The 26,657-nt window shown below is 69.0% G+C and carries 27 protein-coding genes; 25 read left to right on the forward strand and 2 right to left on the reverse strand.

Annotated elements, in window-relative coordinates; all coding sequences use genetic code 11:
• Nucleotides 1–85 precede the first annotated feature (85 nt).
• Complete coding sequence (locus ESP70_RS00280; protein WP_149687404.1) at nt 86–1,321, reverse strand: DUF349 domain-containing protein; 1,236 nt, start codon at nt 1,319–1,321, stop codon at nt 86–88.
• A gap of 64 nt (nt 1,322–1,385) precedes the next feature.
• Between ESP70_RS00280 and ESP70_RS00285 the strand changes: the two genes are divergently transcribed.
• The 19 genes from ESP70_RS00285 to nusB are packed head-to-tail and all read left to right on the forward strand — an operon-like array spanning nt 1,386 to nt 18,700.
• A complete protein-coding gene (locus tag ESP70_RS00285; RefSeq protein ID WP_149687405.1) occupies nt 1,386–2,081 on the forward strand; it encodes an MBL fold metallo-hydrolase in 696 nt (231 codons plus the stop codon).
• Nucleotides 2,078–3,415: a histidine--tRNA ligase gene (gene hisS / locus ESP70_RS00290; protein WP_149687406.1), complete on the forward strand. Its 1,338-nt coding sequence runs from the start codon at nt 2,078–2,080 to the stop codon at nt 3,413–3,415. Before ESP70_RS00285 ends, hisS begins: the two co-directional genes overlap by 4 nt.
• On the forward strand, nt 3,412–5,190 hold the full coding sequence (gene aspS / locus ESP70_RS00295) for an aspartate--tRNA ligase (protein ID WP_149687407.1): 1,779 nt from the start codon (nt 3,412–3,414) through the stop codon (nt 5,188–5,190). The genes hisS and aspS overlap by 4 nt, the downstream gene beginning before the upstream one ends.
• Before the next feature lie 9 nt (nt 5,191–5,199).
• Nucleotides 5,200–6,564: a replication-associated recombination protein A gene (locus tag ESP70_RS00300; protein ID WP_149687408.1), complete on the forward strand. Its 1,365-nt coding sequence runs from the start codon at nt 5,200–5,202 to the stop codon at nt 6,562–6,564.
• 18 nt (nt 6,565–6,582) lie between these two features.
• Nucleotides 6,583–7,050, forward strand: a complete 468-nt coding sequence (locus ESP70_RS00305) for a hypothetical protein (protein ID WP_149687409.1) — start codon at nt 6,583–6,585, stop codon at nt 7,048–7,050.
• Nucleotides 7,047–7,319, forward strand: coding sequence for a DUF6167 family protein (locus ESP70_RS00310; protein ID WP_149687410.1), 273 nt, complete (start codon nt 7,047–7,049; stop codon nt 7,317–7,319). The genes ESP70_RS00305 and ESP70_RS00310 overlap by 4 nt, the downstream gene beginning before the upstream one ends.
• Complete coding sequence (gene alaS / locus ESP70_RS00315) at nt 7,319–9,976, forward strand: alanine--tRNA ligase (protein WP_149687411.1); 2,658 nt, start codon at nt 7,319–7,321, stop codon at nt 9,974–9,976. Before ESP70_RS00310 ends, alaS begins: the two co-directional genes overlap by 1 nt.
• A 2-nt stretch (nt 9,977–9,978) precedes the next feature.
• Nucleotides 9,979–10,425 carry a Holliday junction resolvase RuvX gene (gene ruvX, locus ESP70_RS00320; protein ID WP_149688511.1) on the forward strand — a complete coding sequence of 149 codons (447 nt, stop codon included), beginning with the start codon at nt 9,979–9,981 and terminating at the stop codon, nt 10,423–10,425.
• Nucleotides 10,426–10,432: 7 nt separating this feature from the next.
• Nucleotides 10,433–11,578, forward strand: a complete 1,146-nt coding sequence (gene mltG / locus ESP70_RS00325) for an endolytic transglycosylase MltG (RefSeq protein WP_149687412.1) — start codon at nt 10,433–10,435, stop codon at nt 11,576–11,578.
• Nucleotides 11,578–12,381: a shikimate dehydrogenase gene (locus ESP70_RS00330; protein WP_149687413.1), complete on the forward strand. Its 804-nt coding sequence runs from the start codon at nt 11,578–11,580 to the stop codon at nt 12,379–12,381. Before mltG ends, ESP70_RS00330 begins: the two co-directional genes overlap by 1 nt.
• 10 nt (nt 12,382–12,391) lie before the next feature.
• On the forward strand, nt 12,392–13,063 hold the full coding sequence (locus ESP70_RS00335; RefSeq protein ID WP_149687414.1) for a prepilin peptidase: 672 nt from the start codon (nt 12,392–12,394) through the stop codon (nt 13,061–13,063).
• 48 nt (nt 13,064–13,111) lie between these two features.
• A complete protein-coding gene (locus ESP70_RS00340; RefSeq protein ID WP_149687415.1) occupies nt 13,112–13,519 on the forward strand; it encodes a MerR family DNA-binding transcriptional regulator in 408 nt (135 codons plus the stop codon).
• Nucleotides 13,516–13,842, forward strand: a complete 327-nt coding sequence (gene trxA / locus ESP70_RS00345) for a thioredoxin (RefSeq protein ID WP_149687416.1) — start codon at nt 13,516–13,518, stop codon at nt 13,840–13,842. The genes ESP70_RS00340 and trxA overlap by 4 nt, the downstream gene beginning before the upstream one ends.
• A gap of 48 nt (nt 13,843–13,890) precedes the next feature.
• Nucleotides 13,891–15,069: a chorismate synthase gene (aroC, locus tag ESP70_RS00350; RefSeq protein WP_149687417.1), complete on the forward strand. Its 1,179-nt coding sequence runs from the start codon at nt 13,891–13,893 to the stop codon at nt 15,067–15,069.
• Complete coding sequence (locus ESP70_RS00355) at nt 15,066–15,575, forward strand: shikimate kinase (RefSeq protein ID WP_149687418.1); 510 nt, start codon at nt 15,066–15,068, stop codon at nt 15,573–15,575. Before aroC ends, ESP70_RS00355 begins: the two co-directional genes overlap by 4 nt.
• The gene (aroB, locus tag ESP70_RS00360) at nt 15,572–16,663 is read left to right on the forward strand and encodes a 3-dehydroquinate synthase (RefSeq protein ID WP_149687419.1); all 1,092 of its coding nucleotides are present in this window, start codon (nt 15,572–15,574) and stop codon (nt 16,661–16,663) included. The genes ESP70_RS00355 and aroB overlap by 4 nt, the downstream gene beginning before the upstream one ends.
• Nucleotides 16,660–17,727, forward strand: a complete 1,068-nt coding sequence (locus ESP70_RS00365; RefSeq protein ID WP_149687420.1) for a M24 family metallopeptidase — start codon at nt 16,660–16,662, stop codon at nt 17,725–17,727. The genes aroB and ESP70_RS00365 overlap by 4 nt, the downstream gene beginning before the upstream one ends.
• Nucleotides 17,724–18,290 (forward strand): elongation factor P, encoded by a 567-nt coding sequence (gene efp / locus ESP70_RS00370; RefSeq protein ID WP_188110526.1) that lies wholly within the window; start codon nt 17,724–17,726, stop codon nt 18,288–18,290. Before ESP70_RS00365 ends, efp begins: the two co-directional genes overlap by 4 nt.
• A complete protein-coding gene (gene nusB, locus ESP70_RS00375) occupies nt 18,290–18,700 on the forward strand; it encodes a transcription antitermination factor NusB (protein WP_056214298.1) in 411 nt (136 codons plus the stop codon). The genes efp and nusB overlap by 1 nt, the downstream gene beginning before the upstream one ends.
• Nucleotides 18,701–18,705: 5 nt before the next feature.
• Here nusB and ESP70_RS00380 read toward each other — a convergent pair whose 3' ends face one another.
• The gene (locus tag ESP70_RS00380) at nt 18,706–18,906 is read right to left on the reverse strand and encodes a hypothetical protein (RefSeq protein WP_149687421.1); all 201 of its coding nucleotides are present in this window, start codon (nt 18,904–18,906) and stop codon (nt 18,706–18,708) included.
• A gap of 39 nt (nt 18,907–18,945) precedes the next feature.
• Between ESP70_RS00380 and ESP70_RS00385 the strand changes: the two genes are divergently transcribed.
• The 6 genes from ESP70_RS00385 (at nt 18,946) to carB (ending at nt 26,605) form a co-directional block, all read left to right on the forward strand.
• Complete coding sequence (locus tag ESP70_RS00385; protein ID WP_149687422.1) at nt 18,946–19,260, forward strand: hypothetical protein; 315 nt, start codon at nt 18,946–18,948, stop codon at nt 19,258–19,260.
• A 74-nt stretch (nt 19,261–19,334) separates the two neighbouring features.
• Nucleotides 19,335–19,913, forward strand: a complete 579-nt coding sequence (gene pyrR / locus ESP70_RS00390; protein ID WP_149687423.1) for a bifunctional pyr operon transcriptional regulator/uracil phosphoribosyltransferase PyrR — start codon at nt 19,335–19,337, stop codon at nt 19,911–19,913.
• Nucleotides 19,910–20,863 carry an aspartate carbamoyltransferase catalytic subunit gene (locus ESP70_RS00395; protein ID WP_149687424.1) on the forward strand — a complete coding sequence of 318 codons (954 nt, stop codon included), beginning with the start codon at nt 19,910–19,912 and terminating at the stop codon, nt 20,861–20,863. The genes pyrR and ESP70_RS00395 overlap by 4 nt, the downstream gene beginning before the upstream one ends.
• Nucleotides 20,860–22,155 carry a dihydroorotase gene (locus ESP70_RS00400; protein ID WP_149687425.1) on the forward strand — a complete coding sequence of 432 codons (1,296 nt, stop codon included), beginning with the start codon at nt 20,860–20,862 and terminating at the stop codon, nt 22,153–22,155. Before ESP70_RS00395 ends, ESP70_RS00400 begins: the two co-directional genes overlap by 4 nt.
• Nucleotides 22,152–23,279, forward strand: a complete 1,128-nt coding sequence (carA, locus tag ESP70_RS00405) for a glutamine-hydrolyzing carbamoyl-phosphate synthase small subunit (protein ID WP_149687426.1) — start codon at nt 22,152–22,154, stop codon at nt 23,277–23,279. The genes ESP70_RS00400 and carA overlap by 4 nt, the downstream gene beginning before the upstream one ends.
• Complete coding sequence (gene carB, locus ESP70_RS00410) at nt 23,279–26,605, forward strand: carbamoyl-phosphate synthase large subunit (RefSeq protein ID WP_149687427.1); 3,327 nt, start codon at nt 23,279–23,281, stop codon at nt 26,603–26,605. Before carA ends, carB begins: the two co-directional genes overlap by 1 nt.
• Nucleotides 26,606–26,657: the final 52 nt, after the last annotated feature.

Consider the following 26,657-nt stretch of genomic DNA (forward strand, 5'->3'; position numbering starts at 1 on the left):
GTCCACAGGTACATACGGAGTGACTCGTCAGCGTGGCCGGAGTGACTCGTCAGCGTGGCCGGAGTGACTCGTCAGCGGGGAGGGGTCAGGAGTAGTCGGCCTGGGCCTTCTTGGCCATGTCGAGGAACGCTTCCTTGGAGGCCTTATCGGCTTCCAGGTCCTTGACCTTCTTCTTGTCGCCCTTGGCCTCGGCCGCCGCGATCTTCTCGCCGACCTCGTCGATCGCGCGCTGCAGCTTGCCGATCATGTCGTCGGCGCGGGCGGACTTCTCCGGATCGGTCTTCTTCCACTTGCTCTCGGTCGCGTCGCGCACGGCCTGCTCGACCTTGCGGATGCGCGCCTCGAACTCGCCGATCTTGGCCCGCGGCACCTTGCCGGCCGCCTCCCAGCGATCGGCGATGTCGAGCCAGGCCTTGCGGGCGGCGTCGATGTCCTTGATCGGGATGAGCTTCTCCGCCTCGGCGAGGATCTCGAGCTTCTTCTCGGCGTTGACCTCGTACTCGGCGTCGAGCTGGGCATTGGCCTCGTCGCGCGCCGTGAAGAACGCGTCCTGTGCGGCACGGAACCGCTTCCAGAGCTTGTCCTCGACGTTGCGGGGAGCCGATCCGGCCTTCTTCCACTCCGTCATCAGGTCGCGATACTTGCCCGCCGTCACACCCCACTCGGTCGACGTCGAGAGTGCCTCGGCCTCGACGATCAGCTTCTCCTTGATCGTCTTGGCGGCCTCACGGAGCGTCGACTGCTCGCCGAAGTGCGTCTTGCGACGTCGCGTGTACGCCGTGCGGGCCGTGCTGAAGCGGTGCCACAGCTCGTCGTCGGCGGACTTGCTGAGCCGGGGGAGCGCCTTCCACTCGTCGAGCAGGGCACGGAGCTTGTCGGCGCCGGCCTTCCAGTCGTTGCCGGCGGCGATCTTCTCGGCCTCGTCGGCGATGCGGATCTTCTCGGTCTGTGCCTCGGCGACCTTGGCCGCACGCTCGACCTTGCGCTGCTCGCGCTGCTTGTCGATCGCCGGCTGCAGGGCATCGAGTCGCTTCAGCAGCGAGTCGAGATCGCCGAGTGCCTGGGCGTCGACGATCTGCGCGCGCACCTTGGTGACGGCCTTGGCGGCGTCGTCGGGCGACAGCGCACCACCCTCGAGGCGCTTCTCGAGCAGGTCGACCTCGACCTCGAGTCCTTCGTAGCGTCGTACGTACAACGACATCGCCTCAGCGGGATCACCGCCGGGCCACTGGCCGATCAGTCGTTCACCGTCAGTGGTCTTGACGTAGACATTGCCTTCGTCGTCGACACGACCCCAAGGGTTCGTGGGCGCAGAACTCATGGGCGACAGTGTAGGCGTCAGCCGGTCGCAGGGTTGCCAGTGCGTCTCGCGTACCCTGTCGCACGTGCTTCTCACGTCATTTCCGGCCGGCCCGCTGCAGGCGAACTGCTATTTCGTCTCCCGCGGTCCCGGCACGGGTTGCGCGATCGTCGACCCCGGCATGGACGCGATGGACGGCGTCCGCACGGTCGTCGCCGAGCACAACCTGACGCCCTCCGCGGTGCTCATCACGCACGGCCACTTCGACCACATGTGGTGCGCCCAGGACGTCGCGCGCGACTACGGCTGCGCAGTGTGGATCCACCCCGCCGACCGGCACCTGCTGGCCGACCCCATGGCCGCGATCTCCAACGAGTCCGCCACGATGCTGCGCTCGCAGCTCGGCATGACCGACATCCCCGACTTCACCGAGCCCGCTGACGTACGCGATGCGGTCGACGGCGCCCGGATCGAGGTCGACGGGCTGACGTTCCTCGTCGACCACGTGCCCGGCCACACGCCCGGCACGGTGTTCTACCGCGTCGACTACGACGGGCCCGAAGACGTCTCGCAGGTGATGTTCTCCGGAGACTTCCTGTTCGCCGGGTCGATCGGGCGTACGGACCTCAACGGCGGCTCGCACCCGCAGATGCAGGACAGCCTGCGCGACCGGGTGCTGCCGCTCGACGACGACATCGTGGTGCTGCCCGGCCACGGCGGCCAGACGTCGATCGGCCGCGAGCGCGCCACCAACCCGTTCCTCGCCGAGGTCATGTCATGAGCAAGCTGAGCGGCTTCCCGGAGTTCCTGCCGGCCGAGCGCAACGTCGAACTCATCGTCCTCGATCACCTGCGTACGGTCTTCGACCTGCACGGCTTCGCCTCGATCGAGACGCGTGCGGTCGAGACGATGGACCAGCTGCTCCGCAAGGGCGAGATCGACAAAGAGGTCTACGTCCTGCGCCGCCTGCAAGCCGGCGAGGGTGACAGCGACTCGGGCATGGGGTTGCACTTCGATCTGACCGTCCCCTTCGCCCGGTACGTCCTGGAGAACGCCGGCAAGCTCGAGTTCCCGTTCCGCCGCTACCAGATCCAGAAGGTGTGGCGCGGCGAGCGTCCTCAGCAGGGCCGGTTCCGCGAGTTCACCCAGGCCGACATCGACATCGTCGCCAAGGACGAGCTCCCGTTCCACTTCGACGTCGAGGTCGCGCAGGTCATGGCCGAGGCGTTGTCGGGCCTTCCCGTGCCGCAGCTGACGCTGCAGGTCAGCAACCGCAAGGTGCTCGAGGGCTTCTACCTCGGCCTCGGCATCGCCGAGCCCACCGCCGTCATGCCGATCGTCGACAAGCTCGACAAGGTGCCGGCCGACAAGATCGCCGAGCAGCTGCAGACCGACGCCGGGCTCACCGCTGAGCAGGCCGCGACGTGCCTGGCCCTGGCAGACGTACGTACGACCGACGAGTCGTTCGTCGAGGCCGTACGCGCGCTGGGCGTCACGCACCCGCTGCTCGACGAGGGCCTCGAGGAGCTCCGTCAGGTCGTGATCGGCGCTGCGGGCGCCAAGGGCGTCGACATCGTCGCCGATCTCCGCATCGCCCGCGGGCTCGACTACTACACCGGCACGGTGTTCGAGACCCGCATGGCCGGCTACGAGCACCTCGGCTCGATCTGCTCGGGCGGTCGCTACGACCAGCTCGCCAGCGACGGCAAGAACACCTATCCCGGCGTCGGCATCTCGCTGGGCGTCTCGCGCCTGCTCGTGCCGCTCGTCGCAGACGGCCTCACCGCCGACCGTTCGGTGCCCAGCACGGTTCTCGTCGCGCTCGTCGACGAGGAGTCGCGCGCCGCCAGCGTCGACGTCGCCTCGGCGCTGCGGGCTCGCGGCATCCCGGCCGAGGTGGCGGCGAGCGCGCAGAAGTTCGGCAAGCAGATTCGCTACGCCGAACGCCGGGGCATACCGTTTGTGTGGTTCCCCGCCAACGGCGACGAGCCGCACAAGGTGAGGGACATCCGCGTCGGCGACCAGGCGGACGCCGATCCCGCCACCTGGGCCCCGCCCGCCGGAGACCTCAAACCTCGCATCCTCAGAACACCTAGCAAGGAGCAGAACACGTGATCCGCACCCACGACGCCGGAAGCCTGCGCGCCGAACACATCGGCCAGCAGGTCACCCTCGCCGGATGGGTGGCGCACCGTCGAGATCACGGTGGTGTCGCGTTCATCGACCTGCGCGAGGCCTCGGGAGTCGTCCAGGTCGTCATTCGCGAGGAAGTCGCTCGCCAGCTGCGGGCCGAGTTCTGCCTCAAGGTCGTCGGCACGGTGCAGAAGCGCCCCGAGGGCAACGAGAACGCCGGCATCCCCACGGGCGACATCGAGGTCATCGCGGACGACGTCGAGATCCTCAGCGCAGCGGCGCCCCTGCCGTTCCCGATCGACGACCACGTCGACGTCGGCGAGGAGGCGCGCCTCAAGTACCGCTACCTCGACCTGCGCCGCACGGGCCCGGCTGCCGCGATCCGGCTGCGCAGCAAGGTCAACGCCGCCGCCCGTGAGGTGCTCGCCGCCAAGGACTTCGTCGAGATCGAGACGCCGACGCTGACCCGCTCGACGCCCGAGGGCGCTCGTGACTTCCTGGTGCCCGCCCGGCTCAAGCCCGGCAGCTGGTACGCGCTGCCGCAGAGCCCTCAGCTGTTCAAGCAGCTACTGATGGTCGGCGGCATGGAGCGCTACTACCAAATCGCGCGCTGCTACCGCGACGAGGACTTCCGCGCCGACCGGCAGCCCGAGTTCACCCAGCTCGACATCGAGATGAGCTTCGTCGAGCAGGCCGACGTCCTCGAGCTGATGGAGCAGATCCTGGTCAAGATGTGGTCGCTCATCGGCTACGAGATCCCGACGCCGATCCCGCACATGACCTACGCCGAGGCGATGCGCCGGTTCGGCTCCGACAAGCCCGACCTGCGGATGGGCCAGGAGCTGGTCGAGTGCACCGAGTTCTTCAAGGACACCCCGTTCCGGGTGTTCCAGGCCGAGTACGTCGGCGCGGTCGTGATGCCCGGAGGCGCTTCGCAGCCGCGCCGTCAGTTCGACGCCTGGCAGGAGTGGGCCAAGCAGCGTGGTGCGCGCGGCCTGGCGTACATCACGATCTCCGAGGACGGCGAGCTCGGTGGTCCCGTGGCCAAGAACCTGTCCGACGCTGAGCGAGCCGGCATCGCCGTGCACGTCGGCGCCAAGCCCGGCGACTGTGTGTTCTTCGGCGCCGGCACGACCAAGTCCACCCGCGGCCTGCTCGGTGCCGCTCGGCTCGAGATCGGTGAGCGCTGCGACCTGATCGACAAGGCCGCCTGGGAGTTCGTCTGGGTCGTCGACGCCCCGCTGTTCGAGCCGTCGAGCGACGCGGTCGCCTCGGGCGACGTCGCCGTGGGCGCCGGAGCCTGGACGGCCGTGCACCACGCGTTCACGTCGCCCCAGGATCTCGACACGTTCGACACCGATCCGGGCAACGCGATCGCCTGGGCGTACGACATCGTCTGCAACGGCAACGAGCTCGGTGGCGGCTCCATCCGAATCCACCGTGAAGACATCCAGAAGCGCGTCTTCGCGATGATGGGCATCGGCGAGGACGAGGCGCAGGAGAAGTTCGGCTTCCTGCTCGACGCCTTCAACTTCGGCGCGCCGCCGCACGGCGGCATCGCCGTCGGGATGGACCGCATCTGTGCCCTGCTTGCCGGCGCCGACTCGATCCGTGAGGTCATCGCGTTCCCCAAGTCGGGAGGCGGATTCGATCCGTTGACCGCAGCCCCAGCGCCGATCACGACCGAGCAGCGCAGGGATGCCGGGGTGGACTGGAAGCCCGAACCGAAGAAGGTGGACGTCGCACCCGCCAACTAGGCTCGCTGCATGAGCGACGACGGGCTGTTCGACCTTCCTGAAGCACCCCCGTCGACCGGCACGGGTGGTGGCAGTCTGTCGGGCAACACGCACGCCTCGGCGCCGCTGGCCGTACGCATGCGGCCGCGGTCGCTCGACGAGCTCGTCGGCCAGCAGCACCTGCTGGCGCCAGGATCGCCGCTGCGGCAGATGATCGAGGGCAACCAGCCGCTCACGATCCTGCTGTGGGGCCCTCCAGGCACGGGCAAGACGACGATCGCCAGCCTGCTCAGCGCCCACACGCAGCGCCGCTTCGTCGAGGTCTCCGCGGTCTCGGCCGGCGTCAAGGAGGTCCGCGAGACGATCGCCGGTGCCCGCCGTGCGCTGGCGCAGAGCGGCGTCGAGACCGTCCTGTTCGTCGACGAGGTCCACCGCTTCAGCAAGTCCCAGCAGGACGCGTTGCTGCCCGGCGTCGAGAACCGTTGGGTGTCGCTCGTCGCCGCGACGACCGAGAACCCGCACTTCAGCGTCATCTCGCCGCTGCTGAGCCGCAGCCTGCTGCTGACGCTCGAGTCACTGACCGACGACGACATCGGCGTGCTCGTCGACCGCGCGCTCACCGACGAACGCGGTCTCGGCGGCACCGTGACGTTGACCGAGGAGGCCAAGAGCCATCTCGTACGCCTGGCAGGTGGCGACGGTCGCCGGGTCCTGACCTATCTGGAGGCCGCCGCCGGCGCCGCGACGAGCCAGGGCAAGACCGAGATCGACGTCGACGACGCGGCTCTGGCCGTCGACAAGGCCGCGGTGCGCTATGACCGGCAGGGCGACCAGCACTACGACGTCATCAGCGCGTTCATCAAGTCGATCCGCGGCTCCGACGTCGACGCATCGCTGCACTACCTCGCCCGGATGATCGAGGCGGGGGAGGACCCGCGATTCATCGCGCGACGACTCATGATCCACGCCAGCGAGGACATCGGCATGGCCGATCCGACGGCTCTCCCGCTGGCGACCGCCACGGCGCAGGCCGTCGCGATGATCGGCTTTCCCGAGGCGCGCATCCCGCTGGCGCAAGCCGTGATCCACCTGGCGTCCGCGCCCAAGTCCAACGCCGTCGTCGAGGCGATCAACCGCGCACAGGCGGATGTCCATGCCGGCAAGGTCGGTGCCGTGCCGCCCGCACTGCGCGATGCGCACTACTCCGGCGCCAAGCAGCTCGGACACGGCCACGACTACAAGTACCCCCACAACGACGTCCGTGGCGTGGTCGGCCAGCAGTACGCACCCGACGACGTCGACGGGGCGACCTACTACGAGCCCAGCGAGCACGGGTTCGAGGCGCGACTGGGTGAGCGTCTCGCCGTGATCCGGGCCATCCTGCGCGACCGCTGACGAGATAAGGTCGTGGGCATGTCGGCGGAGCTCTGGATCCTCGTCGCGACCGCACTTCTCGCGGTCGTGACGATCGGTGCTGCCGTGATCGCCGTACGCGCCGCGCGCCGGGTCGCCCTGCCTCCCGAACCCCGGCCGGTCGCACGTGCGCCATACGAGTCGTCGCTCGTCATCACGTACGACGAGCCGGAGACGATGCACGTGCCTCACGAGCTGCAGCCCCGCATCGTCGAGGGCCATCTGATCGTGCCGCCGTCGCAGCAGCAGGTCGTCAACACCGCGCTGGGCCGCCCCGGCGTACGCCTCTCGATCCTGGCTCACGGACTGGCGCACGCCCTGCGCCCCGAGAGCCGCGACCGCATCACCGCGATGATGCGCCGCGAATACCGTCGTCGCCGCCGTGAGCGCCTGCAGGCCGGCCGCCGTGCCGTACGCGCCGGCCGCCCCACTCCGCCCTCCGAGGAATGGCTGGGGGGACCCTCATGAGATCCCGCGTCGTGTGGTTCGTCGCCGGCTCCGCCGCAGGGCTCTACGCCTCGGTCAAGGCCCGTCGAGCCGCCTACCGGCTCTCCACGCCGGGTCTCGTCGACCAGGCCGCAGCCCTCGGGCTCGGCTGGCGAGCGTTCAGCTCAGAGCTGCGAGACGGCATGGAGACCCGCCAGCGCGACATCGCGCGCGGGTTGTCCGGCGCCCCCCATGACCACACCGACCTGCTCCGCCTCGAGGCCGAGCACACCCAGAAGGACCAGACCTGATGCAGACCGCGGAGATCCGCCGCCGATTCCTCGCGCACTTCGAGAACGCCGGCCACACCGTCGTGCCCTCGGCGCCGTTGCTGTTCGACGACCCCAACTTGCTGTTCGTCAACGCCGGCATGGTGCCGTTCAAGCCCTACTTCCTCGGCCAGGAGACGCCGCCGTGGGACACCGCCACGAGCGTCCAGAAGTGCGTCCGTACGCAGGACATCGAGGAGGTCGGCAAGACCACTCGTCACGGCACGTTCTTCCAGATGAACGGCAACTTCTCGTTCGGCGACTACTTCAAGGCCGGCGCCATCACGCACGCCTGGAGCCTCATCACGAGCTCGGTCGACGACGGCGGGCTCGGCTTCGACCCCGACACGATCTGGGTCACGGTGCTGCACTCCGACGACGAGGCGCGCAGCCTCTGGAAGGAGATCGCCGGCCTGCCCGACGAGCGCATCCAAAGCCGAGGGCTGCTCGACAACTACTGGCACATGGGCGTCGCCGGCCCTGGTGGGCCGGCCAGCGAGATCTACGTCGACCGTGGTCCCGAGTTCGGCCCCGACGGCGGCCCGGTCGTCGACGAGGACCGCTTCCTGGAGATCTGGAACCTCGTGTTCATGCAGGAGGAGATCACCAACGTCCGCGCCAAGGACCAGTTCGACGTCCTCGGCGACCTGCCCAACAAGAACATCGACACCGGCATGGGCCTCGAGCGCGTCGCCTACCTGCTGCAGGGCAAGGGCAACCTCTACGAGATCGACGAGGTCTTCCCGGTCATCGAGAAGGCGTCGGAGATCTCCGGTCGCACGTACGGCAAGGACCACGCCGACGACGTACGCTTCCGGGTCGTCGCCGACCACGTCCGCAGCGGCCTGATGCTGATGGGCGACGGGGTGACGCCGGGCAACGAGGCACGGGGCTACGTCCTGCGCCGCCTGCTGCGCCGGGCCGTGCGCTCGATGCGCCTGCTGGGCTACGACGATCCCGCACTGCCCGAGCTGCTCCCGGTGAGCCTCGACCGCATGAAGGCGTCCTACCCCGAGCTCGAGGCCGACTTCCCGCGCATCTCCCAGATCGCGTACGCCGAGGAGGACGCGTTCCGCCAGACACTCGGCAAGGGCACGCAGATCTTCGAGAGCGCCGCGATCGCGGTCAAGGACAGCGGCGGCACGACGCTCCCGGGCGAGCAGGCGTTCGCACTCCACGACACCTACGGGTTCCCGATCGACCTGACGCTCGAGATGGCGTCGGAGCAGGGTCTTGCGGTCGACGAGGAGGGTTTCCGCTCGCTCATGGCCGAACAGCGCTCGCGCGCCAAGGCCGACGCGAAGTCCAAGAAGGGCGCGCACGCCGACACCACGGTCTATCGCGCTGCGCTCGACGCCAACGGCCCGACCGACTGGCTGGCCTACACCGATCTCACGACCGAGTCGCGGGTCATCGCACTGATCGCCGGCGGCGACAGCGTCCCGGCGATCCCGGCCGGCTCGATCGGTGAGGTCGTGCTCGACCGCACCCCGTTCTATGCCGAATCCGGTGGCCAGAACGCCGACGCCGGCGTGCTGACGTGGGACGGCGGCCGCGCCGAGGTCCTCGACGTGCAACGGCCCGTACGCGGTCTCGTCGTGCACCAGGTCCGCGTGCTCGACGGCGAGCTGACGCTCGACCAGCAGCTCGAGGCAGCCGTCGACCCCGAGTGGCGCCTCGGCGCTCGTCAGGCCCACTCCGGCACCCACGTCGTGCACGCCGCCCTCCGCGAGGTGCTCGGCCCCACCGCGCTGCAGTCCGGTTCCTACAACCGCCCGGGCTATCTGCGCCTCGACTTCGGCTGGAACAGCGCATTGTCGCCCGACCAGCTGCACCAGGTCGAGGACGTGTCCAACCGCGCCCTGCGAGCCGACCTGCCGGTCAGTGCGCAGATCATGTCGCTGCCCGAGGCTCGCGAGTGGGGTGCGCTCGCACTGTTCGGCGAGACGTACGGCGAGGACGTCCGCGTCGTCGAGATCGGCGGCCCGTGGTCGCGCGAGCTCTGCGGCGGCACGCACGTCGAGCGGTCGTCGCAGATCGGCACACTGGTCATCACGTCCGACGGCTCGGTGGGCGCCGGCAACCGGCGCATCGAGGCGTTGACCGGCATCGAGGGCTTCGACTACCTCGCCCGCGAGCGCGACGTCGTACGCCAGCTCACCGACATCCTCAAGACGCAGCCCGACGAGGTGCCCGCCCGTGTACGCGACCTGGTCGAGCGGCTCAAGTCCGCGGAGAAGACCGCCGAACGCATGAAGGCCGCGCAGCTCCTCGGTGCCGCCGGTGACGTCGCGGCCACGGCCAAGGACGTCAACGGCGTCGCCTACGTCGGCCATCACGCGGCCGGCGCCGGCGGGGGAGACGTGCGCACGCTCGCGCTCGACATCCGCGGACGCCTGCGCGATCGTCCGGCCGTCGTCGTCGTGATCGGCGACGCCGGCGACAAGCCCGCGGCAGTCGTCGCGCTCAACGACGCCGCCCAGGAGCGAGGCCTCTCGGCCAACCAGCTCATCGGTGTCGTCGGCGACAAGATCGGCGGCCGTGGTGGCGGCAAGGCCGACGTGGCCCAGGGCGGTGGCACGGACGTCTCGGCGATCCCGGCTGCGCTGGCTGCGGTCGAGGCGGCACTGTCAGCGTGACGATGCGTCGTGGCCGGAGGGTCGGTGTCGATGTCGGCGACGTACGCATCGGGGTCGCGGTCAGCGATCCCGACGGCATCCTCGCGACACCGGTCGAGACGGTTCCGGCGGGAACCGGCGCGATTGCCCGGCTCGCCGAGATCGTGCGCGACTACGAGCCGATCGAGTGCGTCGTCGGGCTCCCGGTCGGCCTGTCCGGCCGTGAGGGCCCGGCGGCAGTCAAGGTGCGTACGTTCTGCGCCGAGCTGCTGCCGGCGATCGCACCGGTGCCGATCCGGCTGTTCGACGAGCGCATGTCGACCATGACGGCCGAGGGGCAGCTGCGACACAGCGGACGCTCCGGAGCATCCAGACGCACGGTGATCGACCAGGCTGCCGCTACGGTGATCCTGCAGACGGCACTGGACACAGAACGGACCCGTGGGTCCGCCCCCGGAGAGAGCTTGTGAGGGATCGATGAGTGACAGCGGACTGGACCTGATGACGGGTGGCTCCTCGGGCCCAGGGCGCCGGCGTGCCAGCACGCCCCCGAGCAAGCCGTGGGGACGCCGCATCGTGACGCTCCTCGTCATCCTCGCGCTGGTGCTGGGCGGCTACTTCGTCTGGACCAAGGTCTCGGGCTTCATCAGCGGCCCGGCCGACTACTCCGGCACGGGCACCGGAAGCGTGACCGTGGAGATCCCGCAGAACTCCAACGGCCAGCAGATCGCCGACATCCTCGCCGAGAAGGACGTCGTCAAGAGCGCCGAGGCGTTCTACCAGCTTGCGCTCAAGGACTCGCGGTTCCAGGCGATCCAGGCCGGCTACTACAAGGTCAAGAAGCAGATGTCGGCCGAAGCGGCGATGAAGGCGCTGTCCGACAAGCGCAACATCGTCGGCGCGCCGGGGGAGAGCCGCGTGACGATCCCTGAGGGGTCGCGCATCAAGAGCATCACCAAGATCATCGCGGCGCGGACCAAGATCTCGGCGGCTGCCGTCACCAAGGCGCTCAAGGACCCCGACGCACTCGGGCTGCCCGCGGTGGCGAAGGGCAACCCCGAGGGCTACCTGTTCCCGGCGACGTACTCGGTCGGTGCCAAGACGACCGCGACCCAGCTGCTCAAGCAGATGGTCGCCAAGACACTGTCAGTGGCCAAGGACCTCGACATCGGCACCCGCGCCCGTGCCCTGGGCCTCGATGGCGAGCAGGTGCTGACCGTGGCCAGCATCCTGGAGTACGAGGCCAAGAAGGACTCCGACTACCCCAAGGTCGCTCGGGTCCTCTACAACCGGCTCAAGGCCGGCATGCTGCTGCAGCTCGACTCCACCGTGTCCTACGCCAGCGGCCGCGAGGGCGACGTGTTCACGACCCAGGCCGAGCGCGACTCCGACTCGCCCTACAACACCTACAAGGCCGCGGGCCTGCCGCCGGGACCGATAGGCTCGCCCGGCGAGAAGACCATCGAAGCGGCGCTCAACCCGGCCGATGGTGACTGGCTCTACTTCGTCGCGGTCAACCTCGAGACGGGCGAGACGGTGTTCTCCAACACCAAGGCTGAGCACGATGCTGCGGTCCTCAAGCTCCAGGAGTACTGCCGTTCCGCCGACGCCAAGGGTTGCTGATGCATTGCGCCGTCCTGGGCTCGCCGATCGCCCACTCGCTCTCCCCGGCGATGCACCGCGCCGCGTACGTCGAGCTCGGCCTCGACTGGACCTACGAGGCCGTCGAGCTCGAAGAGGATGGACTCGAGCTGTTCCTGTCGTCCCTGGGTGACGACGTCCGCGGCTTCTCGGTCACCGCACCGCTCAAGCGCCGCGTCGCCGAGCTGGTGCCCGAAGCCAGTGAGATCGTCGGGCGCCTCGGCGTGGCCAACACGATCCTGGTCGAGGACACCGGACTGCGCAGCGACAACACCGACGTGCCGGGTGCCGTGGCGGCGCTGCGGGAGCGCGGTGTCGAGCAGGCCCGCTCGGCACGCATCCTCGGGGGCGGGGCGACCGCAGCCTCCATGGCGTACGCCGTCGCGTCGATCGGCGCCGAACGCGTCGAGTTCGTCGTCCGCGAACCCTCCCGTGCGACCGAGGCCGCCCATGCGGCCAAGGCTGCGGGCCTCGCGGTGACGATCCACACGATCGACGAACCGCTGATCGACAAGCTCGACCTCCTGATCTCGACCATGCCGGGTGAGGTCGTCGGATCGCGCTCGCACGAGCTCGTCGACTCGTCGCGTGCGGTGTTCGACGTGGTCTACGACCCGTGGCCGACGCCGATCGCCAAGGCCGCCGAACAGGCAGGCGTCCGCGTGGTGTCGGGGCTCGACCTGCTGGCCCACCAGGCGGCGCTCCAGGTCGACCTCATGACCGGCAGCCAGGTTTCTCCACAGCTGTTGCGCCGAGCCGCACTGGCTGAGCTCTCGACGCGCTAGGTTCGCACCCGTGACCATCGCCATCGTTGCTCTGGCAGCGGCTCTCATCGGCGCGGCCGGGCCGTGGGTGCTCAGGCGCATGCCGGAGCCTCCCGAGCCCGATGAGGACAAGGTCACCTACGCCGACCTGTCGCGGACTCGCGGACTCGCCGTGGGACTGGCGATCGGCGCCGCGCTCATGGCCGGGATCGTCGCGTGGAAGATCGAGCCCCCCGAGCTGTTGCCCGTATGGGTCCTGGTGACGGGCGTGGGCTCATGGCTCGTGTTCATCGACTGGCGCACGAGGCTGTTGCCGTACGTCGTGGTCGCACCGACCTATCTGGCGACCTACGCGCTCGTGGGTCTCGGCGCGATCCTGCTGCAGGACGTCGATGTGCTCGTCGACGCGCTGGTGGCCAACATCGTCGTCTACGTGATCTTCCGGGTGCTCTATGCGATCGCGCGCGGCGCGTTCGGCTTCGGTGACGTACGACTCTCAGCAGTCCTCGCCACGGCACTTGGCGCCTTGGGCACGCACGAGGTGCTCGTCGGCATGTACGCCGGATTCCTTCTCGGCGCGGTGTTCGGTCTGGTGCTCTCGCGGCTCAAGATCGTCGACTCGAAGTCGTACGCCTTCGGGCCCTACATGGTCGTCGGCGCCGTCATCGGTGCCGCCTGGGGGCCCGCGCTCTACGGAAGTTGATCGCCGGGCTTGACCTTGACCCGAGGGTCAACGTCTAGCGTGGTCGGCATGAGGATCGGCGAGGTCGCCCGGCAGGCCGGGGTCACCATCAAGGCAGTGCGCTACTACGAGTCGCTCGGGCTGGTCTCGGCGCAGCGACTCGGCAACGGTTACCGCGACTACGACGACCGGGCCGTGCGCCTGGTCCGCGAGGTGCATGCGCTCGGTGCGCTCGGCATCAAGGCCGAGCAGACCCGGCCGTTCCTCGACTGCCTCGTCTCGGGCAACGCCGAGGGCGATGACTGCCCGGCCTCCCTCGAGACGTACCGGTCGGCGATCACCGACATGAGCGCACGGATCGCCGACCTGACCGAGCGCCGTGACGCCCTGGTCGAGCTGCTCGCCAAGGCCTCCGACCGCGCCGAACCGCTCTGCGACCTGACCCCCACCCGCCTCGACCTCCAGGAGATCCGATGAGCAAAGTCCCCGCCGTCACCGACGCCACGTTCGCGCAGGAGGTGCTCGCCTCGGAGACGCCTGTGCTCGTCGAGTACTGGGCCGAGTGGTGCGGCCCTTGCCGGCAGGTCTCGCCGGTGCTCGAGGAGCTTGCCGACGACTACGGCGACAGGCTCCGCATCGTCAAGATGAACTCTGACGAGAACGTCGTCACAGCCGCCGCCCAGCGGGTCATGGCCGTGCCGACGCTCCAGGTGTTCCAACGCGGTGAGCTCGTCGCGTCGATCGTCGGCGCCAAGCCCAAGCGGGCGCTGGCCGCCGAGCTCGACCGCTTCGTCCAGTAGGACGGACGCCGTCCCGGGTGACGCATGGGGCGTGGGAGAATTGCTCCCATGCTTCGTTGGTTGACCGCAGGTGAGTCGCACGGCCCCGCCCTTGTCGCCGTCCTCGAGGGATTGCCTGCCGGAGTGCAGGTGACCAGCAAGGACATCCAGGCGGCGCTCGCGCGTCGGCGCCTCGGCTACGGCCGCGGTGCCCGCATGGCGTTCGAGCAGGACGAGCTCGAGATCGTCGGCGGGCTGCGGCACGGCTCGACGTTGGGCAGCCCCATCGCACTGCGCATCGGCAACAGCGAGTGGCCCAAGTGGGAGCAGGTCATGGCGGCCGATCCGGTCGACGCCGACATCCTCGACGGGCTCAAGCGCAACGCGCCGCTGACCCGCCCGCGTCCGGGCCACGCCGACCTCGCCGGCATGCAGAAGTACGGCTTCGACGAGGCTCGTCCGATCCTCGAGCGCGCGAGTGCGCGCGAGACCGCGGCCCGCGTCGCCCTCGGCGAGATCGCCGCGCAGTTCATCCAGCAGACGACCGGCGCCACGATCGTGTCGCACGTCGTCGAGCTCGGCACCGTACGCGCGCCGGCCGGCGTGATCCCGAGTCACGGCGACGTCGAGGCGCTCGACGCCGACCCGGTTCGTTGCTTCGACCCCGAGACCAGCGCCGCGATGGTCGCGGAGATCGATCAGGCCCACAAGGACGGTGACACGCTCGGCGGCGTCGTCGAGGTCGTCGTCGAAGGGCTGCCGCCGGGCCTCGGCTCGCACACGCACTGGGACAAGCGGCTCGACGGTCGTCTCGCTGCCGCGTTGATGGGCATCCAGGCCATCAAGGGCGTCGAGCTGGGCGACGGCTTCGAGCTGGCCCGCACGCGTGGGTCGCTCGCTCACGATGAGATCGTGCCGACCGCCGACGGCATCCGGCGCGTCTCGGGTCGTTCTGGCGGCACCGAGGGGGGCATGACGACGGGCGAGATCCTGCGCGTACGTGCGGCGATGAAGCCCATCGCGACCGTCCCCCGCGCGTTGCGCACGGTCGACGTCGAGACCGGTGAAGAGGCGCGTGCCAACCACCAGCGGTCCGACGTGTGCGCCGTGCCGGCCGCCGGCATCGTCGCCGAAGCCATGGTCGCGCTCGTGGTTGCCGATGCGATCCTCGAGAAGTTCGCCGGCGACGCGGTCGAGGAGACCCGTCGCAACGTCGAGGGCTACCTCACGAACCTGAGGCACCGTTGAGCCCCGTTGTCGTCCTCGTCGGTCCGCCCGGTGCGGGCAAGACCACGGTCGCCGAATCGCTGGCCGAACGACTGGGGGTGCCGTTCCGCGACACCGACCAGGACGTCGAAGCTGGGGAAGGCGTGTCGGTGCAGGACCTCTTCATCGACCACGGTGAGGCGCACTTCCGTGCGTTGGAGGAGAAGGCTGTCGCTGCGGCGCTCGGCGACCACGACGGCGTGCTGGCCCTCGGCGGTGGTGCCGTGCTCAGCGCGGCGACCCGTGAACTGCTCCAGCAGCACCGGGTGCTCTTCCTCGACGTCAGTCTCCCGGCCGCGGTGGCGCGCGTCGGCATGAACGGCAATCGCCCCCTGCTGCTCGGCAACGTCCGTGCCCAGATGAAGAACCTGCTGGACCAGCGCCGCCCGCTCTACGCCGAGGTGGCGCGCTTCACGATCGTCACCGACGAGCTCGACGCAGCCCAGGTCACCGACCAGGCACTGGAACTGATCAAGGAGGACCGATGACCACGCGCCTGACCGTGCCGACCGATCGCCCGTACGACGTGGTGATCGGCAATGGTGTGCATGAGCAGCTGCGGGGACTCATCGGATTCGGGCTCGGCGTCCTGAGGGTCGCGATCATCCACTCGCCGACGATGGCCAAGCAGGCCGAGATCCTGCGCGAGCCGCTGGTCTCCGACGCGCTCGAGGTGCACCTGATCGAGGTGCCCGACGGCGAGTCGGCCAAGAACGCCGACGTGCTGGCGTTCTGCTGGAAGGTGCTCGGCGAGGCCGGGTTCACCCGGTCCGATGTCATCGTCGGCCTGGGTGGTGGCGCCACGACCGACCTCGCCGGATTCGTCGCCGCCAGCTGGCTGCGGGGCGTCCGGTTCGTCAACGTCCCCACGACGGTGCTCGGCATGGTCGACGCCGCGGTCGGTGGCAAGACCGGCATCAACACCGGCGAGGGCAAGAACCTCGTCGGCGCGTTCCACGAGCCGGTCGGGGTGTTGTGCGACCTCGACGTGCTCCGCAGTCTGCCTGCCGCCGAGCTCCGCAGTGGCCTGGCCGAGGTCGCCAAGTGCGGCTTCATCGCCGACCCGACGATCCTCGACCTGATCGAGGCCGCGCCCGAGTCGCTCGCCGACGCATCGTCCCCGATCGTCGCCGAGCTGATCGCCAAGGGCATCACGGTCAAGGCCCGCACGGTCGCCGGCGACCTGCGCGAGACCGGCGACGACGGGATCGGTCGCGAGGCGCTCAACTACGGTCATACGTTCGGCCACGCGGTCGAGCGGTTCGAGCACTACCGGATCCGCCACGGCGAGGCGGTGTCGATCGGCATGGTGTTCGTCGCCGAGGTGGCACACCGCGCAGGCCGCATCGACCAGGACCTGCTGGACCGCCATCGCTCGATCCTCGGCACGCTCGGGCTCCCCATGACGTACCGGCCGGGCATCTGGGAGGCGCTGTCGTCGACCATGCGGCTCGACAAGAAGACGCGCGGCGACCAACTGCGTTTCGTGGTCCTCGACGGTCTGGCCAGGCCGGCGATCCTGGCCGGGCCTGACGAGCAGCTGATCCTCGACGCCTACCGGGCCATCTCCTCGTGACCACGGAAGCACGCCGCAACCGCCTCGTCGCCGAGCTGGCCGCGCGCGGGCTCGACGGCATCGTGATCACGACACTGGTCAACGTCCGCTACCTCACGGGGTTCACCGGCTCCAACGGTGCGCTGGTCGTGCCGCGTGAGGGCGGTGCGGTGTTCCTGACGGATGGCCGCTATCGCGACCAGGCCGACGCGGAGCTGCCGGACGTCACGCACCAGATCGGCCGCGACCTGCTGGCTGGGGCGGCCGAGCACATCGCCGGCGGCACGTGGGCCGCCGAGACGCACACGCTCAGCGTCGACGGGCACGCGCGGCTCATCGAGCTCGCGCCGAGCATTACCTTCGTACCCGCCGAGCGGCTCGTCGAGGCGCTGCGCGAGGTCAAGGACGACGCCGAGGTCGATGCCCTGCGGCGCGCCTGCGACATCTCGACCCGCGCGCTCGAGTCGTTGCTGGAGGGCCCGGTGGCCGGACGCACCGAGCGCGCCGTGGCCCGCGACCTCGAGAACCGCATGCTCGACCTCGGCGCAGAGGCGATCGCGTTCGAGACGATCCTCGCCGCCGGTGAGAACTCCGCGATCCCGCACCACAGCCCCTCCGAACGCGTCCTCGGCGACGGCGACCTGGTCAAGATCGACTTCGGCGCCCGCGTCGCCGGCTATCACGCCGACTGCACGCGTACGTTCGTGCTGGGCCGCGCTGATGAGTGGCAGCGGGAGATCCACGCAGCCGTGCGGGAGTCGCAGGCGGCCGGGGTCGAGGCCCTGCGCGAGGGCGTCGCGGTGGCCGATTCGTACGCTGCGGCGTCCTCCAGCCTGGAGGCCGCAGGGTGGCTGCACGCGTTCACGACGGGGCTCGGACACGGCGTCGGGCTCGAGATCCACGAGGACCCGTTCATCGGGCCCTCACACACAGGTAAACTGGCTAGTCGCACTGTCCTCACGATGGAGCCGGGCATCTATGTCCCGGGTCGTGGGGGAGTACGTATCGAAGACACCGTCCTCGTGACCACGGGCGCCCCCGAGGTGCTCACCACGATGACCAAAGACCTCCTGGAGATTGGCTGATGGCCACCACGAACGACATCAAGAACGGCATGGTCCTCGACCTCGACGGACAGCTCTGGTCCGTCGTGTGGTTCCAGCACCACAAGCCCGGCAAGGGCGGCGCGATGGTCAAGACGACCCTCAAGAACGTCATGAGTGGCAAGACCGTCGACAAGACGTTCAACGCCGGCCTCAAGATCGAGACCGCCAACGTCGACAAGCGCGACTTCCAGTACCTCTACCACGACGGCGACTCGTACGTCTTCATGGACAAGACGACCTACGACCAGGTCAACATCTCCGAGGCCGTCGTCGGTGACGCCAAGGACTACATGCTCGACAACCAGGACGCGATGGTCGCGATGCACGAGGGCGTGCCGCTCTACATCGAGCTCCCGGCGTCGGTCGAGCTGCTCGTCGAGTACACCGAGCCGGGCCTGCAGGGCGACCGCTCCAGCGGCGGCACCAAGCCCGCCCGCCTCGAGACCGGCAAGGAGATCCAGGTCCCGCTGTTCATCGTCAACGGCGAGAAGATCAAGGTCGACACCCGCGACGGCAGCTACCTCGGTCGCGTGCAGGCCTGATGGCCGCTCGTACGAAGTCCCGCAAGCGCGCCCTCGACATCCTGTTCGAGTCCGAGGCGCAGAGCCTGCCGCCCGGCGGCACTCTCGCTGATCGCCGAGCGGACACCGAGTACCCGGTCAACGACTACGCCGTGCTGCTGATCGAGGGCGTCGTCACGCACCGCGACCGGCTCGACGAGATCATCACCGAGAACGCGAAGGACTGGACGCTCGACCGCATGCCGGCCGTCGACCGCAACCTGCTGCGCATCGGCGCCTACGAGATCCTCTACGTCGACGACGTCCCCGACGCCGTTGCCGTCAGCGAGGCGGTGAGCCTTGCCAGCGACCTGTCGACCGACGAGTCGCCGTCGTTCGTCAACGGCCTGCTCAGCAAGATCGTCGAGCTCAAGCCGACGCTGGCTGTCTGAGGCTGCTACTTCGAGGGTTCCGGGGTCTCGCAGTCGATCTTGGGGTTCACGCCCACGTAGTTGAGCGGTCCAGCCAGCACCGTGAGGACCGTGTCGCCGACCTTGGCGCACGTGGCATCTCCCGACGACGTGAAGTAGTCGCGCTGGGCGGCTGCCAGCACGCCGATGATGAGCCAGATGATTACGACCGCGGAACCGATGCGCATGATGCCCTCCTGATCCTGCGGAGTACCCCGAGCCGCGTCGTGCAATCGGAGCGCCTCGAGAAGGTGCAAGCGCTGCGGCTGCCCGACGTGGTCGTACGGCTCAGCGCCAGTCCCGAGGTGTTCGACGTCGGGGACGACGGCTCGTTCCACGCGACGTTCGATTTCTCGGGCTACGTGGTCGCCGAACGGCGCCCGCACAGCGGCAGCGAGTGGGAGAACGACGATGATCGCGAGCACGAGACGTGGACCGAAGGCGCGTGGGACTGGCGCATGCGACTCTCCGAAGAGATCGACCCCTCACAGCTCGCCACGATCCGGGCTCAGCTCGCCGAGCCGCGTCCGGATCACGAGTGACGCGCTGCTAGGCTGACCGACGAACATCGACATCCTTTAACGGCCGTCCCGAGAGGCGGAGAAGGAGGTCAGACATGGTCGCGTCTGATGACGCCCCCCGTGCTGACAACTCGCACGCACCCGCACGAACCGTCCTGGACGACAAGGACATCTCCCGCGCCCTGACGCGCATCACGCACGAGATACTCGAGCGCAATCGCGATGCCTCCGACGTGGTCCTGCTCGGCATCCCGACACGGGGCGTCCACCTGGCCCGGCGCATCGCGAAGCGTATGTCCGAGGTCGAGGGCCGGATCATCACCGCCGGCGCGCTCGACATCACGATGTATCGCGACGACCTGCGGCTCAAGCCGGCCCGGGCGCTCGAGCACACCGAGATCCCCGACGACATCGACGGCAAGATCGTCGTGCTGGTCGACGACGTGCTGTTCTCCGGCCGGACGATCCGCGCCGCGCTCGACGCACTCAACGAGCTGGGCCGGCCCAAGGCCGTGCAGCTCGCCGTGCTGATCGACCGCGGTCACCGTGAGCTGCCGATCCGCGCCGACTTCGTGGGCAAGAACCTGCCGACCTCGCTGGTCGAGAAGGTCAAGGTCGCCCTGACCGAGTCCGACGAACGCGACGCGGTCGACATCCAAGGGGGAGCGGCATGACGTTCACACACCTGCTCAGCGCGGGCGACCTCGACCGTACGGACGCGATCCGCATCCTCGACACGGCCGAGGAGCTCCTCGGTCTGGCCAGCCGGCCGATCAAGAAGCTGCCGACGCTGCGCGGCCGCACCGTGGTCAACCTGTTCTTCGAGGACTCGACCCGCACCCGCATCTCGTTCGAGGCCGCGGCCAAGCGACTCAGCGCCGACGTCATCAACTTCTCGGCCAAGGGCTCGAGCGTGTCCAAGGGCGAGAGCCTCAAGGACACCGCACTGACCCTCCAGGCCATGGGCGCCGACGCGGTCGTCATCCGCCACCAGCACTCCGGTGCACCGCACCGCCTGGCCAACGCCAAGTGGACCAACGGCGCGGTCATCAACGCCGGCGACGGCACCCACGAGCACCCGACGCAAGCGCTGCTCGACGCGTTCACGATGCGTCGCCACCTCGGCGAGCTCGAGGGCAAGAACATCACGATCGTCGGCGACGTCCTGCACAGCCGCGTGGCGCGATCCAACGCGCTGCTGCTCGACACCCTCGGCGCCAACGTCACGCTCGTCGCGCCGCCCACGCTCCTGCCGGTCGGCATCGAGAAGTGGCCGGTCGAGACGTCGTACGACCTCGACTCGTCGCTCGAGAAGGCCGACGCCGTCATGATGCTGCGCGTGCAGCAGGAGCGCATGAATGCCGCGTTCTTCCCCAGCGCCCGCGAGTACAGCCGCCGCTACGGTCTCGACACGCCACGGCTCAACCGGCTGCCGGACCACGCGATCGTCATGCACCCCGGCCCGATGAACCGCGGCATGGAGATCACCGCCGATGTCGCCGACCACGTGCGATCGGTCATCGTCGAGCAGGTCACCAACGGCGTGGCCGTACGCATGGCCGTCCTCTACCTCCTCCTCGGCGGCGCAGCCGGGGACTCCACCACCGAAGAAGGAACTGAATGAGCTCGTACGTCATCCGGGGTGCGAACATCCTCGGCGAGACCGTCAGCGACATCGCGATCGAGGACGGCGTCATCACCGCGATCGGCGCCGGCCTCGAGGGCGACGAGGTGATCGACGCGACCGGCCTGGTCGCGCTGCCCGGCCTCGTCGACCTGCACACGCACGTACGCGAACCTGGCCGTGAGGACGCCGAGACCGTCCTGACCGGCTCCAAGGCCGCAGCGCGCGGCGGATTCACGTGCGTGCACGCGATGGCCAACACCGACCCGGTCGCCGACACCGCGGGTGTCGTCGAGCAGGTCTGGCGCCTCGGCCGTGAGGGCGGCTACTGCGACGTGCAGCCCGTCGGCGCCGTCACGATCGGCCTCGGTGGAGAGCGACTCGCCGAGCTCGGCGCGATGGCCGACTCGGCCGCCGCCGTTCGGGTGTTCTCCGACGATGGCAAGTGCGTCTCGGACGCCGTGATCATGCGCCGAGCCCTGGAGTACGTCAAGGCGTTCGACGGCGTCATCGCGCAGCACGCTCAGGAACCCCGCCTCACCGAGGGCGCCCAGATGAACGAGGGCCCACTGTCCGGCGAGCTCGGCCTGACCGGCTGGCCGGCCGTCGCCGAAGAAGCCATCATCGCCCGTGACGTGCTGCTCGCCGAGCACGTCGGCTCGCGCCTGCACGTGTGCCACCTGTCGACGCGCGGCTCAGTCGAGATCATCCGCTGGGCCAAGGGCCGCGGCATCGACGTCACCGCCGAGGTCACGCCGCACCACCTGTTGCTGAGTGACGACCTGGTGCGCAGCTACGACCCGATCTACAAGGTCAACCCGCCGTTGCGCTCCAACGACGACGTCGCCGCAGTGCGCGAGGGCCTCGCCGACGGCACGATTGACATCGTGGCCACGGATCATGCTCCACACCCGATGGAGGACAAGGAGTGCGAGTGGTCCGCCGCCGCATTCGGCATGCTCGGTCTGGAGACCGCACTGTCGGTCGTCCAGCAGACCATGGTCGACCCGGGCCTGCTGACCTGGGCGGAGGTCGCCGAGAAGATGTCGGCCAAGCCCGCCGAGATCGGCCGCGTCAGCAACCAGGGCCGTCCGCTCGAGGTGGGGGAGCCGGCCAACATCGTGCTCGTCGACCCCGCCGCGACCCGCGTGATCGACGCCCGCGACACGGCCTCGCTGTCGCGCAACAACCCGTACGCCGGACTGACGCTGTCCGGTGAGGTCGTCGCGACCTTCCTTCGCGGCAGACCGACCGTCCGCGACCGCGCCCTCGTGGAAGGTGTGACGGTATGACAGACGCAATCCTCGTGCTCGAGGACGGGCGGGTGTTCCGCGGCGAGTCTTTCGGCGCGATCGGCGAGACGATCGGCGAGATCGTGTTCTCCACCGGCATGACCGGCTACCAGGAGACGCTGACCGACCCGTCCTACAAGGGCCAGATCGTCGCCATGACGGCGCCACACGTCGGCAACACCGGCATCAACGACGAGGACTTCGAGTCGCGCCGCATCTGGGTCGACGGCTACATCGTCCGTGACCCCGCACGCGTACGTTCCAACTGGCGCTCCAACCGCTCGCTCGACGACGAGCTGGCCGCGCAGGACGTCGTGGGCATCTCGGGCATCGACACCCGTGCGCTGACCCGGCACCTGCGCGAGCGCGGCGCCATGCGCGGTGGCATCAGCTCGGCGTCCACCAACGTCGATGCGCTGTTGGCCAAGGTCACCGCCGCACCCAGCATGAAGGGCGCCAGCTTCCTCGCCGACGTGACGACCGACGAGACGTACGTCGTGCCGGCCGTCGGCGACAAGCGGCTCACCGTCGCGGCGATCGACCTCGGCATCAAGGGCATGACCCCGCGCCGCATGGCCGAGCGCGGGATCGAGGTGCACGTCATGCCGGCCACCACGACGTACGACGAGATCACCGCGATCAGCCCCGATGGTGTGTTCATGTCCAACGGGCCCGGCGACCCGGCCACGACCGACCACGTGACGGCGGTGCTCAAGCAGGTGCTCGAGGCGCGGATCCCGTACTTCGGCATCTGCCTGGGCAACCAGGTCTTCGGCCGCGCGCTCGACCTCGGCACCTACAAGCTGGTCTACGGCCACCGCGGCATCAACCAGCCCGTGCAGGACCTGACGACCGGCAAGGTCGAGATCACGGCGCACAACCACGGCTTCGCGGTCGACGCGCCGATCGAGGGCACGTTCGAGACGCCCTACGGCCCCGGCCGGGTCACGCACGTATGTCTGAACGACAACGTCGTGGAGGGTCTTGCGCTGCTCGACCAGCCGGCGTTCAGCGTCCAGTACCACCCGGAGGCCGCGGCCGGTCCGCACGACGCGGCGTATCTCTTCGACAGATTCGTGGACCTCATGCAGGTTTCGACAAGCTCAACCGGCGGGGGACTCTGATGCCGAAGCGCGAAGACATCAAGAGCATCCTCGTCATCGGCTCCGGCCCGATCGTCATCGGCCAGGCCTGTGAGTTCGACTACTCCGGCACCCAGGCGTGCCGCGTCCTCCGTGAGGAGGGCATCCGCGTCATCTTGATCAACTCCAACCCGGCCACGATCATGACCGACCCGGAGTTCGCCGATGCGACCTACATCGAGCCGATCACGCCGGAGTTCGTCGAGAAGGTCATCGCCCAGGAACGCCCCGACGCGCTGCTCGCGACCCTCGGCGGCCAGACCGCGCTCAACGCCGCGATCCAGATGCACGAGGCGGGCGTGCTCGAGAAGTACGGCGTCGAGCTCATCGGCGCGTCGATCGACGCGATCCAGAAGGGTGAGAACCGCGAGTCCTTCAAGGCCGTCGTCGAGACGCTGCCCAAGGAGTGGGGCGCCGAGTCGGCCCAGTCCGTCATCTGCCACACGATGCAGGAGTGCCTCGACGGTGTCGAAGGCCTCGGCGGCTATCCCGTCGTCGTACGCCCGTCGTTCACGATGGGCGGGTCGGGCTCGGGCCTGGCCTACAACGAGGAGGACCTGCACCGCATCGCCGGCTCCGGCCTGGCTCTGAGCCCGACCACCGAGGTGCTCCTCGAGGAGTCGATCCTCGGCTGGAAGGAGTACGAGCTCGAGGTCATGCGCGACACCGCCGACAACGTGGTGATCGTCTGCTCGATCGAGAACCTCGACCCCATGGGCGTGCACACCGGCGACTCGATCACCGTCGCACCGGCGATGACGCTGACCGACGTCGAGTACCAGCGGCTGCGCGACATCTCGATCGGCATCATCCGCGAGGTCGGCGTCGACACCGGTGGCTGCAACATCCAGTTCGCGGTCAACCCCGAGGACGGCCGCATCGTCGTCATCGAGATGAACCCCCGCGTGTCCCGCTCGTCGGCGCTGGCGTCCAAGGCCACGGGATTCCCGATCGCCAAGATCGCCGCCAAGGTCGCGATCGGCTACACGCTCGACGAGATCCCCAACGACATCACGCAGGAGACGCCGGCGTCGTTCGAGCCGACGCTCGACTACGTCGTCGTCAAGGTCCCGCGTTTCGCGTTCGAGAAGTTCCCGGCGGCCGATGCGACGCTCACGACCCACATGAAGTCGGTCGGCGAGGCCATGGCGATCGGCCGCAACTTCACCGAGGCACTGCAGAAGGCGCTGCGCTCGCTCGAGCGGCCCGACGCAGCGTTCGACTGGCGCAAGGAGTGGGTCGATCTCGACAAGGACGCGCTCCTCGAGGAGATCAGCGTCCCGCACGATGGTCGGCTCAAGAAGGTCATGGACGCGATCCGCGCCGGTGCCACGCCTGAGGAGATCTTCGACGCGACCAAGATCGACCCGTGGTTCGTCGACCAGCTCGCGCTGATCAACGAGATCGCGGTCGAGCTCACCGGCGCCAAGGAGCTGTCCCCGGCGTTGCTGCGCCGGGCCAAGCGGCACGGCTTCTCCGACTCGCAGATCGGCAAGATCCGCGGTCTGAGCGAAGACGTCGTCAGGGGAGTGCGGCACGCCCTCGGCGTACGCCCGGTCTACAAGACCGTCGACACCTGCGCCGCGGAGTTCTCCGCCAAGACGCCCTACCACTACTCGTCGTACGACGAGGAGACCGAGGTCGAGCCGCGCACCAAGCCGGCCGTGCTGATCCTGGGCAGCGGCCCGAACCGCATCGGGCAGGGCATCGAGTTCGACTACTCGTGCGTCCACGCGGCGCTGGCGCTGTCCGAGGTCGGCTACGAGACCGTCATGGTCAACTGCAACCCCGAGACCGTCTCGACCGACTACGACACGTCCGACCGGCTCTACTTCGAGCCCCTGACGTTGGAGGACGTGCTCGAGATCGTGCACGCCGAGCAGCAGGCCGGCCCCGTCGTCGGCGTCATCGTGCAGCTCGGTGGCCAGACCCCGCTCGGCCTGGCCGCGGGTCTCGAGGCGGCTGACGTGCCGATCGTCGGCACGCAACCGTCCGCGATCGAGCTGGCCGAGGAGCGTGGCGCGTTCGCCAAGGTCCTGGCCGACGCCGACCTCCCGGCGCCCAAGCACGGCATGGCGACGTCGTTCACCCGGGCACGCGAGATCGCCGAGGAGATCGGCTATCCCGTCCTGGTCCGCCCGTCGTACGTCCTGGGCGGCCGCGGCATGGAGATCGTCTACGACGAGGGCACGCTCAAGGACTACATCAGCCGGGCCACCGAGATCTCGTTCGAGCGGCCCGTGCTGGTCGACCGGTTCCTCGACGACGCGATCGAGATCGACGTCGACGCGCTCTACGACGGCACCGAGCTGTTCCTCGGCGGCGTCATGGAGCACATCGAGGAGGCCGGCGTGCACTCCGGCGACTCGGCGTGCGCCCTGCCCCCGATCACGCTCGGCGACGCGGAGGTCGAGCGCATCCGCGCGTCGACCGAGGCGATCGCCAAGGGCGTCGGGGTGCGCGGCCTGATCAACATCCAGTTCGCGCTGTCGTCGGACATCCTCTACGTCATCGAGGCCAACCCCCGCGCGTCGCGCACCGTGCCGTTCGTCTCCAAGGCGACCGCGACGCCACTCGCCAAGGCCGCTGCCCGGCTCATGCTGGGGGAGTCGATCGCCGAGCTGCGTGCGGCCGGCATCCTCCCGGCGACCGGCGACGGCGGCAAGCTGCCCGACAACGCTCCCATCGCGGTCAAGGAGGCGGTCATGCCCTTCAACCGCTTCCGTACGTACGAGGGTCGCTACGTCGACACGCTGCTCGGCCCCGAGATGCGCTCGACGGGCGAGGTCATGGGCTTCGACTCCGGCTTCGGCACGGCGTTCGCCAAGTCGCAGGCCGGCGCCCAGAACGGCCTGCCGACGTCCGGCAAGGTCTTCGTGTCGGTCGCCAACCGCGACAAGCGGCACATGATCTTCCCGGTCAAGCGCCTCGCCGACCTCGGCTTCGAGATCCTCGCGACGAGCGGCACCGCGGTCGTGCTCGCGCGCAACGGGGTGACCGCCACGGTCATCCGCAAGCTCAACGAGGAGCCGCTGCCGGGCCAGGCGCGCAGCACGATCGTCGACAAGATCCACGACCAGGACGTGCAGCTCATCATCAACACACCTCATGGTGTGACGTCCGGCGGCAGCCCGCGCATCGACGGCTACGAGATCCGCACCGCAGCGGTCGCCGAGGGCATTCCGTGCATCACGACGGTCCAGGGCCTGGCTGCTGCGGTGCAGGGCATCGAGGCACTGATCGAGGGCAAGATCGGGGTCAAGTCGCTGCAGGACTGGGGCCGCATCGTCACCGAGGCGCGGGCATGAGCGCCGCAACGGTCGACGGATCTTCAGGCGTTCGCGTTGCTGGGGCAACCCA

This window comes from Aeromicrobium ginsengisoli, from assembly GCF_004134905.2.
Taxonomy (GTDB): Bacteria; Actinomycetota; Actinomycetes; order Propionibacteriales; family Nocardioidaceae; genus Aeromicrobium; species Aeromicrobium ginsengisoli.